This window comes from Paenibacillus sp. SC116 (assembly GCF_024733555.1).
GTDB lineage: Bacteria > Bacillota > Bacilli > Paenibacillales > Paenibacillaceae > Paenibacillus_B.
This window is the reverse complement of sequence record NZ_JANIOF010000011.1, coordinates 17,021-33,161: the sequence shown is the minus strand read 5'-3', so window position 1 is coordinate 33,161 and position 16,141 is coordinate 17,021. Positions and strand designations below refer to the sequence as shown.

Sequence of the window (16,141 nt, the reverse complement as noted above, 5' to 3'; positions counted from 1 at the left end):
TAGTATCCTACCAACGGTAGTGAGCAAATGCTTTGTTCGCTTCAGCCATCTTGTGCGTGTCTTCGCGCTTCTTAACAGATGCACCAGTGTTGTTGGAAGCATCGATAATCTCTGCTGCCAAACGCTCTTGCATTGTTTTTTCACCGCGGTTACGCGAATAGTTAACCAACCAGCGCAATCCCAAAGAAGTACGGCGCTCAGGCTTAACTTCGATAGGTACTTGATAGTTAGCACCACCTACACGGCGAGCTTTAACTTCAAGAACTGGCATGATGTTTTTGATTGCTGCTTCAAATACTTCCATAGGATCATTGCCTGTACGTTCTTGGATAACCTTGAACGCATCATACAAGATTGTTTGAGCAACACCGCGTTTACCGTCGATCATGATACGGTTGATCAAACGAGTAACTAACTTGCTGTTGTATACCGGATCCGGCAACACGTCACGTTTAGTAACTGGACCTTTGCGTGGCATGTGTATCCCCCTTTCTCAATAAGTTCATGATTTATGCTCATGAACTTTTTCATTATGCTTTTTTCTTAGGACGCTTCGTACCGTATTTGGAACGAGCTTGCATACGGTTGTTTACACCTGCAGTATCCAAAGCACCGCGAACGATGTGGTAACGTACACCCGGAAGGTCTTTTACACGACCACCACGTACAAGCACGACACTGTGCTCTTGCAAGTTGTGACCAATACCTCCGATGTAAGCAGTAACCTCTACACGGTTAGTCAAACGAACACGCGCATACTTACGAAGTGCGGAGTTCGGTTTTTTAGGCGTCATAGTACCTACACGAGTACAAACACCACGTTTTTGAGGTGCACTCAAGTCTGTTTCCGTACGCTTCAAGGCATTGAAACCTTTTTGCAAAGCTGGAGACTTGGACTTAGTTACTTTAGCTTGACGGCCCTTACGGACTAGTTGGTTAATAGTTGGCATGATTGCCACCCCCTCATTATAGAATCAACATTTATTACCCTTCTTACCTAAGCCCACAGATCCAGGCGGTTCATAATTGGGCAAATGAAAAGTTTTTGTTCCCGGAAACTTCAGTACATTCGGTCATCCTTCACAAAAACATTGGGTTAGCTATTCTTCTTTGAGAATCACTGCCATAGCAGCTCCGACTTCGATACCACACAGCTTGCCAAGCTCAAGCATTGTAGTAACTTCCGTTACCTTTACACTACGCTTGAAACAAAGTGATGTTATCTTAGAAATTAATTTCTTGTCGGCATCTAAAGCAACGTAGACTTCAATAGCATTACCTTGCTCTACCATCTTCGTCGTCTGTTTCGTCCCAATCTTGATGTTTGTGTCCTGTAGACTCTTATCATTAGACATGAATCATGTTCCTCCAAAAGAAACAGGATAACCTCTTGGGCACACTTCGATATATTATCACTTGGATTATTTCATGTCAAGATCATTTTTGATAAAAATATTATCGCTCGCTCACTATTTAATTACTTCATTAAATATATGAACCATCATTTTCTCGACTTATCTACTATACCATCTTGTCCGAGAATTTCAATAACAAACGTTTGCCATTACATCAAGTAACAACTAATTAAAATTCATATAAAGACCGTTAGAGGGACTAACCATGCAGCCCCCTAACGGCCATTATATTTCTATAGAAATCGGCAGATAGATCTATCCCGAATTAGTCAGCTACGCTAACTACTTCTTCTGAATCCAATGCCTCTTCATTCGTCTCTTCAAGCGGGTTGATTACTTTAACACTGCGGTAACGGTTCATACCTGTACCTGCTGGAATCAACTTACCGATGATGACGTTCTCCTTCAGACCAAGCAATTGGTCCACTTTGCCCTTAATTGCTGCATCCGTCAAGACACGAGTTGTCTCTTGGAAGGAAGCTGCGGACAAGAAGGAATCTGTCTCAAGAGACGCTTTCGTAATACCGAGTAACACTGGTTTAGCAACAGCCGGCTCTTTGCCAGCCAAGATCGCTTCTTTGTTAGCCGTTTCGTATTCATAAATGTCCACGAATGCGCCTGGAAGTAGCGTAGTATCTCCAGCATCGATAATACGGATCTTACGAAGCATCTGCTTAATCATAACTTCAACGTGCTTATCGTTGATTTCTACACCCTGGTTACGGTATACGCGCTGAACTTCCTGAAGGATATAGTTCTGTACGCCACGAATACCTTTAATGCGAAGCATTTCTTTAGGGTCGATAGAACCTTCTGTAATCTCGTCGCCCGCCTCAATCGTCTGGCCTTCATGTACGCGGATACGGGATCCATAGCTCGCTGCATAGACTTTTGTCTCAGCTTCACCTTGTACTTCAACCTCACGACGATCTTTTGTTTCACGGATTTCTTTGATTATACCGTCGAGCTCAGAGATAGTCGCTTGACCTTTCGGATTACGCGCCTCGAACAACTCTTGGATACGCGGCAAACCTTGTGTAATATCGTCACCTGCAACACCACCGGTGTGGAACGTACGCATTGTAAGCTGTGTTCCTGGCTCACCGATCGATTGTGCAGCAATGATACCAACTGCTTCTCCGATTTCAACGAATTTACCTGTTGCCAAGTTACGACCGTAACATTTCTTACATACGCCATGACGTGCACGACAGCTAAGAACGGAACGAATTTGCAATTTCTTGACACCAGCTTTAACGATTGCATCCGCTTTGTCAGAATCAATCAACTCGTTACGGTTAACGATGATTGCTCCTGTTTCCGGATGACGAACCGTTTCGAAGGAGTAACGACCTTCAACACGGTCATACAAACCTTCGATAACTTCTTTGCCATCAGAAATATCTGAAACAAGGAAGCCTTTATCTGTACCGCAATCGTCTTCGCGCACGATAACGTCTTGTGCAACGTCAACGAGACGACGTGTAAGGTAACCGGAATCCGCTGTACGAAGTGCTGTATCGGCAAGACCTTTACGAGCACCGTGCGTGGAGATAAAGTACTCCAAGACCGTAAGACCTTCACGGAAGTTCGATTTGATTGGCAACTCGATGATACGACCAGACGGGTTGGCCATGAGACCACGCATACCGCCTAGCTGAGTAATCTGCGATTTGTTACCACGGGCTTTGGAGTCAACCATAAGCATGATTGAATTGTAACGTTCCATCGATTTCATCAAGATATCTGTAATGACATCTTTAGACTTCGACCATACTTCAATAACTCGGTCATAACGCTCCTCATTCGTGATTAGACCACGACGATATTGGTTCGTAATAACTTTAACTTTGTCATCAGATTCTTTCAATACCTCGATCTTCTCTTGCGGTACGATAACGTCGGATACCGCAATGGAAATACCCGCACGAGTCGAGTACGTGAAGCCGAGCTGCTTGATTTGATCCAAGATAACAGCTGTTTTTGTCGTATGGAACGTCTCAAAGCATCGAGCAATGATCTGACCCAAATAATCCTTACCAACTGCACCAGTCTGCGGGATATTTTCGATATACTCACGATAGTTCGCGCCTTTATCGTAAATAAAGTAGTGTTCTGGTGTTCCCTCGAACAAGTTTTGCTTCGTCGGCTCATTGATGTAAGGGAAATCAGCTGGGAAGATTTCATTAAATATAATACGCCCTACCGTTGTTACGAGAAGAGCAGATTGTTGTTTTTCAGTAAAGCACGTCTTACCGAGTGCTTTAACTGGAATGATAACACGAGCATGCAAGGAAGCAACATCACGCTGATAAGCGGAAACAGCTTCGTTCATGTTCGACAGAATCATTCCTGTACCTTTAGCTTCCTTGTTATCCATCGTCAAGTAGAAGGATCCGAGAACCATATCCTGGGATGGTGTAACAACTGGCTTACCGTCTTTCGGGTTCAAAATGTTGCCGGAAGCGAGCATTAGCAAACGAGCTTCTGCTTGAGCTTCTGCGGACAACGGAACGTGAACCGCCATCTGGTCACCATCGAAGTCAGCGTTATAAGCTGTACATACGAGTGGATGAAGCTTGATAGCACGGCCTTCAACCAAAATTGGTTCAAATGCCTGGATACCTAGTCTGTGAAGCGTAGGTGCACGGTTAAGAAGAACTGGATGTTCACGAATTACTTGCTCGAGAACGTCCCATACTTCTGGACTAACACGCTCAACTTTGCGCTTCGCGCTCTTAATATTATGAGCCAAGCCTTTGTTAACAAGCTCTTTCATAACAAACGGCTTGAACAATTCAAGTGCCATCTCTTTCGGCAAACCGCACTGATACATCTTCAAGCTCGGTCCTACAACGATAACCGAACGTCCAGAGTAGTCTACACGTTTACCTAGTAAGTTCTGACGGAAACGTCCTTGCTTACCTTTCAGCATGTGGCTGAGAGATTTCAATGGACGGTTACCTGGTCCTGTAACTGGACGACCACGACGACCGTTGTCAATGAGCGCGTCAACTGCTTCTTGAAGCATACGCTTTTCATTTTGAACGATAATGTCTGGTGCACCCAAGTCCAGAAGGCGCTTCAAACGGTTATTACGGTTAATAACACGGCGGTACAAGTCATTCAGGTCAGAAGTCGCAAAACGACCACCATCCAACTGTACCATTGGGCGAAGCTCAGGTGGGATAACTGGCAATACATCGAGAATCATCCAATCCGGGAAGTTTCCAGAATTACGGAATGCTTCGATAACTTCCAAACGCTTAATCGCACGATTACGGCGTTGGCCTTGTGCCGTACGAAGATCTTCTTTCAACGTTTCAAGATCTTTCTCGAGATCAAGGTCTTGAAGCAATTTCTTAACTGCTTCAGCACCCATGCCTGCTTGGAATGCAGGGCCGTATTTTTCACGGTAGCTACGATATTCCTTTTCGGAAAGCAGCTGTTTCTTCTCAAGAGGTGTATCACCTGGATCCGTGACCACGTACGATGCGAAGTAGATTATCTCTTCGAGTGAACGTGGTGACATATCAAGTGCCAAGCCCATACGGCTTGGAATACCTTTGAAATACCAAATGTGAGATACTGGAGCTGCCAATTCAATGTGACCCATACGCTCACGACGTACTTTTTGACGCGTTACTTCAACACCGCATCGATCACAGACAACACCTTTGTAACGAACACGTTTGTATTTACCGCAATGACATTCCCAGTCTTTCGTCGGTCCGAAGATTTTTTCGCAGAACAAACCTTCTTTTTCCGGCTTGAGCGTACGATAGTTGATTGTCTCCGGCTTCTTTACTTCACCGCGAGACCACGAACGGATCTTTTCGGGAGAGGCAAGCCCAATCTTCATAAATTCAAAATTGTTGACGTCCATCTAGGAGCGACCCTCCTTAATCTGTACTTGAGATCACCGTCTACTGTTAGACGGCCTAGTGAACTTCGTTCTATCTTCGAGCAGATGTCTCCCTAAGAACAACAAATTCCCTAGAACAGACGGTTATACACCATGTAACGATAGTAGGCAGCTAATGCTGCCTGCTATCGTCCTGCTAGTTCTCTTTATTCCACTGCGTAGTCATCATCCAAACCAAGGTTCAGCTTGTCTTGAGGACCATCTTCATCCTCATCGAGTTCACGCATTTCTATTTCTTCTTCATTCTCTGTCAGAATCTTAACGTCCATACCCAAGCTTTGAAGCTCTTTAATCAATACCTTGAAGGATTCTGGAACACCCGGTTCTGGAACGTTCTCACCTTTGACGATCGACTCATACGTTTTCACGCGGCCAACAACGTCATCGGATTTGACAGTAAGAATTTCTTGCAAGGTGTATGCAGCACCGTAAGCCTCAAGTGCCCAAACCTCCATCTCACCAAAGCGCTGTCCACCGAACTGAGCTTTACCACCCAACGGCTGCTGAGTAACGAGAGAGTAAGGACCTGTAGAACGCGCATGGATTTTATCGTCAACCATGTGCGCCAGCTTAATCATGTACATAACGCCGACAGTAACTTCACGCTCGAAGCTCTCACCCGTACGTCCATCGTACAATACGGTTTTACCGTTGCGTTGCATACCTGCTTCTTCCATTGTATCGAATACGTCATACTCCGTTGCACCGTCGAATACCGGTGAAGCAGTATGCATACCCAAGTAACGTGCTGCCATACCCAAGTGAACCTCAAGTACCTGACCGATGTTCATACGGGAAGGAACGCCTAGTGGGTTCAATACAACTTGAACTGGCGTGCCGTCTGGCAAGAATGGCATATCCTCTTCAGGCAAGATACGAGCGATGACACCCTTGTTACCGTGACGTCCCGCCATCTTATCTCCCTCAGAGATTTTACGTTTCTGTGCAATATATGCACGCACGAGTTGGTTCACGCCTGGTGGCAATTCATCGCCATTCTCACGTGTGAACACTTTGACATCAACAACAATACCGTCAGTACCATGAGGAACACGCAAGGAAGTATCACGAACTTCACGTGCTTTCTCACCGAAGATTGCATGGAGCAAACGCTCTTCAGCCGTCAACTCCGTAACACCCTTAGGTGTAACTTTACCAACGAGAATATCGCCTGCTTTAATCTCAGCACCAACACGGATAATACCGCGTTCGTCAAGATTTTTAAGTGCCTCTTCACCGACGTTCGGGATGTCACGCGTAATTTCTTCAGGTCCAAGCTTCGTATCACGAGCTTCAGACTCATACTCTTCGATGTGAATGGACGTGTACACGTCTTCTTTCACAAGTTTCTCAGAGAGAAGAATTGCATCCTCATAGTTGTAACCTTCCCACGTCATGAACGCAACGACAACGTTGCGACCGAGTGCCAATTCACCCATTTCAGTGGAAGGACCATCAGCCAGAATATCGCCGACTTTGACGATTTCACCGCGCTTAGCAAGCGGACGCTGGTTGATACAAGTTCCTTGGTTAGAACGCATGAATTTCTGCAATTTATGCTTAACGAGATCTCCGCGAACTTCGCGGCCATCTACCATTTGAATCTCACGAACTTGAATTTCATTCGCACTTACACGCTCAACGACACCGTTAATCTTAGATACGATACATACACCGGAGTCTTTCGCCGATTTATGTTCCATTCCCGTACCAACAAACGGAGCCTGCGGAATAAGCAATGGCACCGCTTGCCGCTGCATGTTTGATCCCATGAGCGCACGGTTAGAGTCATCGTTCTCCAAGAACGGAATAAGCGCTGTTGCAACGGATACAACCTGTTTAGGCGAAACATCCATATAGTCGACACGTTCTGTCGGCATTGTAAGAATGTTATCCGATTGCTTGTTGTAACGAACGATTGTTGCGTCATCGCGGAACGTTCCATCTTCATTAAGAGGAGCATTTGCCTGAGCGACAACATAGTTATCTTCTTCATCCGCTGTCATGTAATCGATATGTTCGGTTACTTGACCTGTCTTAGGATCAACCCAACGATACGGAGCTTCAATGAAGCCATATTCGTTCACACGCGCAAACGTGGACAAGGAGTTAATCAAACCGATGTTCGGACCCTCTGGCGTCTCGATTGGACACATACGACCATAGTGAGATGGGTGAACGTCTCGAACTTCGAAGCCTGCGCGCTCACGTGTCAAACCACCTGGTCCTAGCGCAGAGAGACGACGTTTGTGCGTCAGTTCAGCCAATGGATTCGTCTGATCCATAAACTGCGACAACTGGGAGCTACCGAAGAACTCCTTAATTGATGCAATAACCGGACGAATGTTGATGAGCGCTTGTGGCGTAATCACGTTCGCATCTTGAATGGACATACGCTCACGAACAACACGTTCCATACGGCTAAGACCGATACGGAATTGGTTCTGAAGCAATTCACCAACCGAGCGCAAACGACGGTTACCTAAGTGGTCGATATCGTCTGTGCTTCCGATGCCGTGAAGCAAGTTGATGAAGTAGTTGATAGACGAAATTATATCCGCTTGAGTAATGTTCTTAACAGACTTATCGATAATCCCGTTCGCAATCAGCTTCACGATTTTGCTGTCATCAACCGGTGAATATACGCTAATCGTTTGCATTGGAATATCGTCTGTCTCGTGTACTCCACCGGCTACATGATGTATCTTGAAGCCAATGTTACTTTCCAAACGCGGCAATATTTCATCTAACAAACGACGGTCAATCATTTGACCTGCTTCAGCAACAATTTCACCAGTATCCGGATCAACCAATGTCTCAGCTAGACGCTGATTGAAGAGACGGTTTTTGATGTGAAGCTTTTTATTAATTTTGTAACGACCTACGTTCGCCAAGTCATAGCGCTTCGGATCGAAGAAACGAGCGATAAGCAAGCTTCTCGCGTTATCCAACGTCGGCGGCTCACCTGGGCGAAGGCGCTCATAAATTTCGATCAGCGCTTTCTCAGTAGAGTCTGTGTTGTCTTTATCAAGAGTGTTGCGAATATATTCATCATGCCCGAGCAAATCTAAGATTTGTTCGTCAGTTCCGAAGCCCAATGCACGAAGAAGTACCGTTACTGGGATTTTACGCGTGCGGTCGATACGAACATAGATAATATCCTTCGCATCCGTCTCTAACTCAAGCCATGCACCACGGTTCGGAATTACTGTAGCCGTATAGTTCTTTTTCCCGTTTTTGTCGATTTTTGTGCTAAAATAGACACTTGGGGAGCGGACTAACTGGCTGACAATTACACGTTCCGCACCATTGATGATGAACGTTCCGGTTTCTGTCATGAGCGGGAAATCTCCCATAAATACTTCCTGCTCTTTTACTTCACCGGTTTCTTTATTAAGAAGACGCACCTTTACACGAAGCGGTGCCGCATATGTTACATCGCGTTCTTTAGATTCATCGACCGAGTACTTTGGCTCACCTAAGCTGTAATCGATAAATTCCAGAACTAGATTACCTGTGAAATCCTGAATTGGAGATATGTCTTGGAACATCTCTCGCAATCCTTCATCCAAAAACCATTGGTACGATTTCTGTTGGATTTCAATCAAGTTCGGAACTTCGAGAACTTCTTCGATGCGCGCATAACTACGTCGAGTGCGTCGTCCATATTGAACAAGATGTCCTGCCAACTTATACTCACCCCTCATGTCTACTCAAAAAAATTGGATTGCGAATCCTTTTCGATATCCTTTATAATAAAGTCCACGAAAGAGACTCTAAAACACCTTAGTAAGAAACAAACACAAAAAGAAAACATACGCTCATAACAAAAACGCTTATAACGCATATTTGCAATGGACGCCGTTTCCCCATTCCGTCATCTCGGTGTTGTCATAGGTTCTTCATATTCGATAGATTTGCCCAAAATGTAAACATTATACGTTACTTCACGAAAATGTATGCATGCTTTTCATAAAAAAGCTTGACATTTCAGTAATTTAAAGACATGAAGACCATTCTAATACTGACATTCTATAATAATAACACACCACAAATATCAAGTCAATTAAAAGTGGTCATTAATATACACTGCACTCTACTGAAGATATTGCCAATTAGGATTTGATAGCTCGATATATACGGTATCCTTTATCCTTAGCCACTTCTTCTACACTATCTTCGCCAAATAAGTCTTTAAGTCTCTCAACTGCGGATGGCGCACCCTGCTTCTTCTGAATTACAATCCACAGATTACCACCCTTATTTAGTTGATGATACGATTGTTCAAATATACGATGTACAACATCCTTACCTGCTCGAATTGGAGGGTTTGTCAAAATAACATCGTACCCTTTGCCAACCAGCTCATTTAAACCATCACTTTCTTGGATTGTCACATTAGACAAACCGTTCAAGCGAGCATTTTCTTGTGCCAGCGTAAGCGCGCGTTCATTGACATCAACCATAGTCACATGCCCATTTGGATTTAACTTAGCTGCCATCAGGCCAATCGGCCCATACCCACAACCTACATCCAATACCTGACTGTTCGCTGCAATTTCCATATGTTCTATTAGAACTCGGCTACCATAATCTACACTGCCTTTTGAAAATACACCAGCATCCGACCATAATCGCAATGAAATTCCACGCAGTTCAAACTTCATTTCTTGTCTATTATGAGCAACTTGCTGTTCTTTACTGTAATAGTGAGCCATTTACGACACCCCCTATCTTCCTTTCCTCTCTTGCCTAGGATGCGTCAAAGACATATCATGTCATCCGTCGTATCCTAGACAACGAACCCCTTGAAGTCAAGTTCAAGGGGTTCGAATCAAGAAAGTAGCTATTACTTAACTTCTACAGATGCGCCAGCTTCTTCAAGCTTAGCTTTAAGTGCTTCTGCATCTTCTTTGCTTACTTTTTCTTTAACAGCTTTTGGAGCGTTGTCAACTAGGTCTTTAGCTTCTTTCAAGCCAAGGCCTGTGATTTCGCGAACTACTTTGATTACGTTGATTTTACCAGCGCCAGGGCTAGTCAAAATTACGTCAAATTCAGACTGCTCTTCAGCAGCTTCACCAGCGCCACCAGCCATAACTGCTACTGGAGCAGCTGCTGTTACACCGAATTCTTCTTCGATTGCTTTAACAAGATCGTTCAATTCCAATACGGACATGCCTTTAATGGCTTCCAAGATTTGCTCTTTGCTCATTAGGATAACCTCCATTAAGTTCTTTTATAAGTTTAGGACACATTCTTGACGAATAAGTCTCTTACGCTTCGGCCTCTTGCTTCTCTGCAACTGCTTTGACTGCCAATGCGAAGTTGCGAACAGGTGCTTGAAGCACGCTGAGCAACATGGACAGCAAACCATCGCGAGATGGCAATGTTGCCAATGCTTGAATTTGATCTACGCCTACGACGCGACCTTCTACGACGCCACCTTTAATTTCAAGAGCATCGTTCTTCTTTGCGAAATCATGCAAGATTTTCGCAGGAGCAATTGCGTCTTCACGGCTGAACGCGATCGCTGTAGGTCCAGTTAGAACTTGATCCAACTCAGACAATTCAGCTTCCGCTGTTGCGCGACGAACCAATGTATTTTTCAATACTTGGAATTCAACGCCTGCTTCACGCAATTGCTTACGAAGTTCAGTCACCTGAGATACGCTCAATCCGCGATAGTCCGCAACAACCGTAGTTGCGCTGCCACGCAATTTCTCAGCGATTACTTGAACGGATTCTTGTTTCGCTGCGATTACTTTTGCGTTTGCCACTCGATCCACCTCCTACAAGATTAATGACCGCATGTATTCGATGAGTTCTTCATGCCTTAGCATAAGAAAAGCCTCTGCAGTGTTCTACAGAGGCATACGAAGCGAATGGCGGGCGGGCTACGCCCAACCTTCGCACTCATTCTATTCGAACACCTCGGTAGGAAATTAAGCCTTGCGGCACCTACTGTCTACGGTACGTTTATTCAAATTTAATTAATGCCGTTGTCAACAACAACTCTATTAGACTAACACGTTAAGTCGATTAATGTCAACCTTTAGCGTTAATTACCAATAGTTTGTCTCATCTTAACGATAAGAAGCTGTGTTTACGCGTGCTGCAGGACCCATCGTGGAAGAAACCGCGATGTTCTTCATGTAAACACCTTTAGCCGCTGCCGGCTTAGCACGGTTAAGAGCATCAATCAATGCTTTCAAGTTTTCATTCAACTGTTCAGCGCTGAAAGATACTTTACCGATAGGTGCGTGAATTTGACCTGCTTTGTCTAGACGGTACTCGATTTTACCAGCTTTGATCTCTTGAACCGCTTTAGTAACATCGAATGTAACCGTACCAGCTTTAGGGTTTGGCATTAGGCCCTTACCACCAAGGATACGTCCCAATTTACCAACTTCACTCATCATGTCTGGTGTTGCTACGCAGACATCGAAGTCGAACCAGCCTTGTTGAATTTTGTTGATAAGATCTTGATCTCCAACAAAATCAGCACCAGCTGCTTCCGCTTCTTTAGCTTTCTCGCCTTTTGCAAATACGAGAACGCGTTTAGTTTTACCAGTACCGTGTGGCAATACAACTACACCACGAACAGCTTGGTCTTGTTTACGAGGGTCTACACCCAAACGAACTGCAGCTTCAACAGTCTCGTCGAATTTAGCAGTCGCTGCTTTTTTCACCAATTCAATGGCTTCAGCTGACTCGTAGATTGAATCTTTATCAATCAACTTAGCAGCTTCAAGGTATTTCTTACCGTGCTTTGCCATGATATTTCCTCCTTTGTGGTAATAACGGATAAACCTCCCACATGTGCGTACGAAGACGGATTAGTCTTCTACAACAATACCCATGCTACGAGCTGTACCTTCAACCATACGCATAGCCGCTTCCACGGATGCTGCGTTGAGGTCAGTCATTTTTTGTTCAGCGATTTCACGAACAACGTTACGCTTTACAGTCGCAACTTTCTTCTTGTTCGGCTCACCAGAACCTTTTTCCACTTTAGTAGCTACTTTCAACAATACTGCAGCTGGTGGAGTTTTCAAGATGAACGTAAAGGAACGATCTTCGAATACAGAAATCTCAACAGGAATGATAAGACCTGCTTGATCAGCTGTTTTCGCGTTGAACTCTTTACAGAACGCCATGATGTTAACACCTGCTTGACCCAATGCTGGACCTACCGGTGGTGCAGGATTCGCTTTACCTGCTGGAATTTGCAATTTGACAACTTTAATGACTTTCTTTGCCATGTTGTACACCTCCTTGCGCTAATATGTGGGTAGAGTTCTCTCTCCCACAACAGAAACCTTTTTAGAAAGATCTGTTAAATCTTCTCCACTTGGTGGTAATCCAACTCAAGCGGGGTTTCTCGTCCAAACATGTTGACATGAACCTTGAGTTTCTCTTTGTCTGTTACAATCTCTTCGATAGAACCAACAAAATTCGCAAACGGTCCAACTTTAATGCGCACTGACTCTTTCAGTTCGAAATCAACTGTCGGCTTCGGAGCTTCCATACCCATTGTTTTCAGAATCTGATCAACTTCTTCTGGCAACAATGCAGTAGGTTTAGAACCTGAACCTGTCGAACCAACAAATCCAGTGACACCTGGTGTATTACGCACCACGTACCAAGATTCATCAGTTTGGATCATTTCAACAAGAACATATCCCGGGTAAACTTTACGCATGACAGTCTTTTTCTTACCGTCTTTGTTCACCAGTTCTTCTTCCATAGGAACAAGAACACGGAATATCTTGTCTTCCATGCCCATCGATTCGACGCGCTTTTCGAGATTGGCTTTCACCTTGTTCTCATACCCTGAATAGGTATGGACAACATACCATCTTTTTTCCATACTCAATCCACCTTGGGACTTTTATTAAATAATCGCTTCGACAATCGCGGAAATACCGATGTCCAACACCCAAAAATAAAGCGTAACAAAGATGACCGTAGAAAGAACGACGATCGTATAGCTTGTCAACTCTTTACGATTAGGCCAGCGAACTTTCTTCAACTCGCCCCAGCTGTCGGAAAAGAAGGAAAACATCGACCCGAAACTTCGCTTCATATTCCCTAAGAAAGCCACGGACTACACCTCCATCTAACTTATCTTGTTTCACGATGAGAAGTATGCTCGTTGCAGTACTTGCAGAATTTCTTGAATTCGATGCGGTCTGGATGATTGCGCTTGTTCTTTGTTGTCGTATAGTTGCGTTGTTTGCAATTCGTGCAAGCCATCGTAACGATTACGCGCATGTTGTACACCTCCTGAAGACACCTTTTAATGATAAGAAGCGTCGGAATTTTATCCTAAAAACGTACGCATATTTAGGGCTACCTAAAACACTTTATCATACGGGTAATTTCATGTCAATGAAATTTATGTTGACGCCATGGGGGTTTATGCCCTTTACTCTATCATATCCGACAGCTGAATACAAAGGTAAAGATCGTCAAACTTTTATTGCTATCAGTATGGTAGTTTTATTTTCAAACTAAACCTGTACAGGCAATTTACAATCCGAAATCAAAAAAAGTCTACTTCTTATGTAAGAAGTAGACTTAAATCTGTAAATAATAGCGAATTCATAACTTACTATGCCAGTTCAACACCATCACGAACTTCAAGGTAACGCTCAAGCTTACGCTTTACACGTTGTAATGCATTGTCGATCGACTTTACATGTCGATCCAAATCAACTGCAATTTCCTGATACGATCGCCCATCCAAATACAACATCAGCACTTTTCGCTCCAGATCGCTTAATATCTCTGACATTTTATCTTCAAGACCAACAAATTCTTCTTGATTGATAATAAGCTCTTCAGGATCAGAAACCCTTGAGCCCCCGATTATATCTAATAACGTACGATCTGAGTCTTCATCATAAATCGGCTTGTCCAGCGAAACATAAGAATTAAGAGGAATGTGCTTCTGACGCGTCGCAGTCTTAATGGCAGTAATAATCTGCCGGGTAATGCAGAGTTCGGCAAATGCCTTGAATGAAGCCAACTTGTCTCCTTTGAAGTCACGTATCGATTTGTATAGTCCGATCATACCTTCCTGTACAATATCTTCACGATCAGCTCCAATGAGAAAGTAAGAACGGGCCTTAGCACGAACAAAATTACGGTACTTGTTTATCAAATATTCCAAAGCATCGCAATCACCTTCACGGACAGCGTCCACGAGTTGTTCATCCGTCCATTTATCGTATGGGAACGTGCTCAATTCTTTGAGGTCTACACTCACTAGCAATCCCTCCGGCCTGCAACGCAATCCACCCGTTACATCACAAATGATAGATTTAGTATATAGAATAGTTGGTATACCGTCAACCGCGTGAAAGCTTGACCCTATGCGAAAAAAACACTTTCGGTTAGAAGATCAACTGGAAACTATTGAAACTACCTACCAAGTAGGTCAAATATTTGCTCATTTGCTGTAGTGTTGCTTATTTCGATTTCCCACGCCTAAGCTGCTCTAACTTTAACAAAACATCCAAACTTAGCTTCTCCTCTAAAGGATTGCGCTTCACAGGATAAAGAGCTTGGTCGCGAATACGTACCTGAACTTCTTGGCGAGCTTGTTGAATGACGAGCTGCAGCTCACGTGCAGAAACTCGCAGTGCTCCTTGAGCAAAAGCTACATTTTGCTCCGTCATATCTGAAGTAGCTACATATATCGCTCGGCGTCGATGCTTCAACTCTGCTACAAGCCGCTCTATACATTCATCGGCTGTTTCTTTTTCCTTTGTGAATGTTATGTTTACATCACCTTGCTTATAGGAAGCCCCTAGCCCAGGTACTCGATAAGCATCGAACACTGTAATGACTCGACGTCCCGAATAAGCCTGATAATCAGCAAGCATATTCAGTAATAGATTGCGAGCTTCCTCCAAATCTTGATCAGCCAACTGCTTCAAATTCGACCATGCTCCAATCATATTGTAGCCGTCAACAAGCAGTACATCACGAAAGTCAGACTGTTGAGCCATAAAGGTCACCCACGGCGACGACGCACAACCTCATACATGAATATTCCCGCTGCAACCGATGCATTCAATGAGTTAATCTGTCCAGCCATCGGAAGCTTCAGCAATACGTCGCAAGATTCGCGAATAAGACGCCCCATTCCCTTATTCTCATTGCCAATTACAAGTGCAACTGGAGAATCGAACACATTCGTGTCATATATCTCTTCACGTGCAGATACATCAGTTCCAACGATCCAAACTCCACGTTCTTTCAAATCAGCGATCGTCGATGCCAAGTTCGTCACTCGTGCAACTGGCACATATTCAACTGCACCAGCTGAAATTTTGGATACAGTAGCTGTCAAACCAACTGAACGACGCTTCGGAATAATGACTCCGTGAACTCCCGTACAGTCTGCGGAACGTAAGATTGAACCCAAATTATGAGGATCCTCTATCTCGTCCAAGATAAGCAAAAATGGCTTCTCTCCGCGCTGTTCTGCACGAGCAAGCAGCTCATCCACTTCAAAGTAAGCATATGCCGCAGCTTGAGCGACTACACCTTGATGCTGTATACCTTCAGCCATTTGATCAAGCTTGCGCTTATCTACAAACTGAACGATAACGCCTGCTTTTTTTGCTTCTGCAATGATCGGCTGCGTTAAATGCTTTTGCGCTTGCTCTGCAATCCATATTTTATTGATCGTTCGACCAGAACGAAGCGCCTCTGTTACAGAGTGCTTCCCGGCGATAAGTTCTTGTTCTTCCATGTATATATCCTCCTAGCTATTGCATCCTGCTACTAT

The 16,141-nt window shown here is 44.2% G+C and carries 16 protein-coding genes and 1 other annotated feature; all 16 genes read right to left on the bottom strand.

What is annotated here, in order from left to right; all coding sequences use genetic code 11:
* Positions 1-7 precede the first annotated feature (7 nt).
* Positions 8-478, bottom strand: coding sequence for a 30S ribosomal protein S7 (rpsG, locus tag NQ117_RS23605; protein ID WP_258280460.1), 471 nt, complete (start codon positions 476-478; stop codon positions 8-10).
* A gap of 52 nt (positions 479-530) precedes the next feature.
* Positions 531-950: a 30S ribosomal protein S12 gene (gene rpsL / locus NQ117_RS23600; protein ID WP_028595122.1), complete on the bottom strand. Its 420-nt coding sequence runs from the start codon at positions 948-950 to the stop codon at positions 531-533.
* A gap of 150 nt (positions 951-1,100) precedes the next feature.
* Positions 1,101-1,355, bottom strand: coding sequence for a ribosomal L7Ae/L30e/S12e/Gadd45 family protein (locus tag NQ117_RS23595; protein ID WP_258280459.1), 255 nt, complete (start codon positions 1,353-1,355; stop codon positions 1,101-1,103).
* Between the two features lie 325 nt (positions 1,356-1,680).
* Positions 1,681-5,301 (bottom strand): DNA-directed RNA polymerase subunit beta', encoded by a 3,621-nt coding sequence (rpoC, locus tag NQ117_RS23590; RefSeq protein ID WP_258280458.1) that lies wholly within the window; start codon positions 5,299-5,301, stop codon positions 1,681-1,683.
* Between the two features lie 185 nt (positions 5,302-5,486).
* Entirely contained in the window at positions 5,487-9,029 is a 3,543-nt protein-coding gene (rpoB, locus tag NQ117_RS23585) for a DNA-directed RNA polymerase subunit beta (protein ID WP_258280457.1), read from the bottom strand.
* A 426-nt stretch (positions 9,030-9,455) separates the two neighbouring features.
* Entirely contained in the window at positions 9,456-10,058 is a 603-nt protein-coding gene (locus tag NQ117_RS23580) for a class I SAM-dependent methyltransferase (protein WP_258280456.1), read from the bottom strand.
* Between the two features lie 131 nt (positions 10,059-10,189).
* Positions 10,190-10,552, bottom strand: a complete 363-nt coding sequence (gene rplL, locus NQ117_RS23575; protein ID WP_258280455.1) for a 50S ribosomal protein L7/L12 — start codon at positions 10,550-10,552, stop codon at positions 10,190-10,192.
* Positions 10,553-10,613: 61 nt separating this feature from the next.
* Positions 10,614-11,117, bottom strand: a complete 504-nt coding sequence (gene rplJ, locus NQ117_RS23570; protein WP_258280454.1) for a 50S ribosomal protein L10 — start codon at positions 11,115-11,117, stop codon at positions 10,614-10,616.
* A 55-nt stretch (positions 11,118-11,172) separates the two neighbouring features.
* Positions 11,173-11,329 (bottom strand) — a sequence feature (ribosomal protein L10 leader region).
* A 94-nt stretch (positions 11,330-11,423) separates the two neighbouring features.
* Entirely contained in the window at positions 11,424-12,116 is a 693-nt protein-coding gene (rplA, locus tag NQ117_RS23565) for a 50S ribosomal protein L1 (protein WP_258280453.1), read from the bottom strand.
* Positions 12,117-12,176: 60 nt separating this feature from the next.
* On the bottom strand, positions 12,177-12,602 hold the full coding sequence (gene rplK / locus NQ117_RS23560) for a 50S ribosomal protein L11 (RefSeq protein WP_258280452.1): 426 nt from the start codon (positions 12,600-12,602) through the stop codon (positions 12,177-12,179).
* Between the two features lie 74 nt (positions 12,603-12,676).
* On the bottom strand, positions 12,677-13,210 hold the full coding sequence (gene nusG / locus NQ117_RS23555; protein ID WP_028595113.1) for a transcription termination/antitermination protein NusG: 534 nt from the start codon (positions 13,208-13,210) through the stop codon (positions 12,677-12,679).
* Between the two features lie 24 nt (positions 13,211-13,234).
* Entirely contained in the window at positions 13,235-13,426 is a 192-nt protein-coding gene (secE, locus tag NQ117_RS23550) for a preprotein translocase subunit SecE (RefSeq protein ID WP_028595112.1), read from the bottom strand.
* A 38-nt stretch (positions 13,427-13,464) separates the two neighbouring features.
* Complete coding sequence (gene rpmG / locus NQ117_RS23545) at positions 13,465-13,614, bottom strand: 50S ribosomal protein L33 (protein ID WP_258280451.1); 150 nt, start codon at positions 13,612-13,614, stop codon at positions 13,465-13,467.
* A gap of 340 nt (positions 13,615-13,954) precedes the next feature.
* A complete protein-coding gene (gene sigH / locus NQ117_RS23540) occupies positions 13,955-14,611 on the bottom strand; it encodes an RNA polymerase sporulation sigma factor SigH (protein ID WP_028595110.1) in 657 nt (218 codons plus the stop codon).
* Positions 14,612-14,813: 202 nt separating this feature from the next.
* A complete protein-coding gene (locus tag NQ117_RS23535) occupies positions 14,814-15,356 on the bottom strand; it encodes an NYN domain-containing protein (RefSeq protein WP_258280450.1) in 543 nt (180 codons plus the stop codon).
* A gap of 5 nt (positions 15,357-15,361) precedes the next feature.
* Positions 15,362-16,105 (bottom strand): 23S rRNA (guanosine(2251)-2'-O)-methyltransferase RlmB, encoded by a 744-nt coding sequence (gene rlmB, locus NQ117_RS23530; protein WP_258280449.1) that lies wholly within the window; start codon positions 16,103-16,105, stop codon positions 15,362-15,364.
* Positions 16,106-16,141 lie beyond the last annotated feature (36 nt).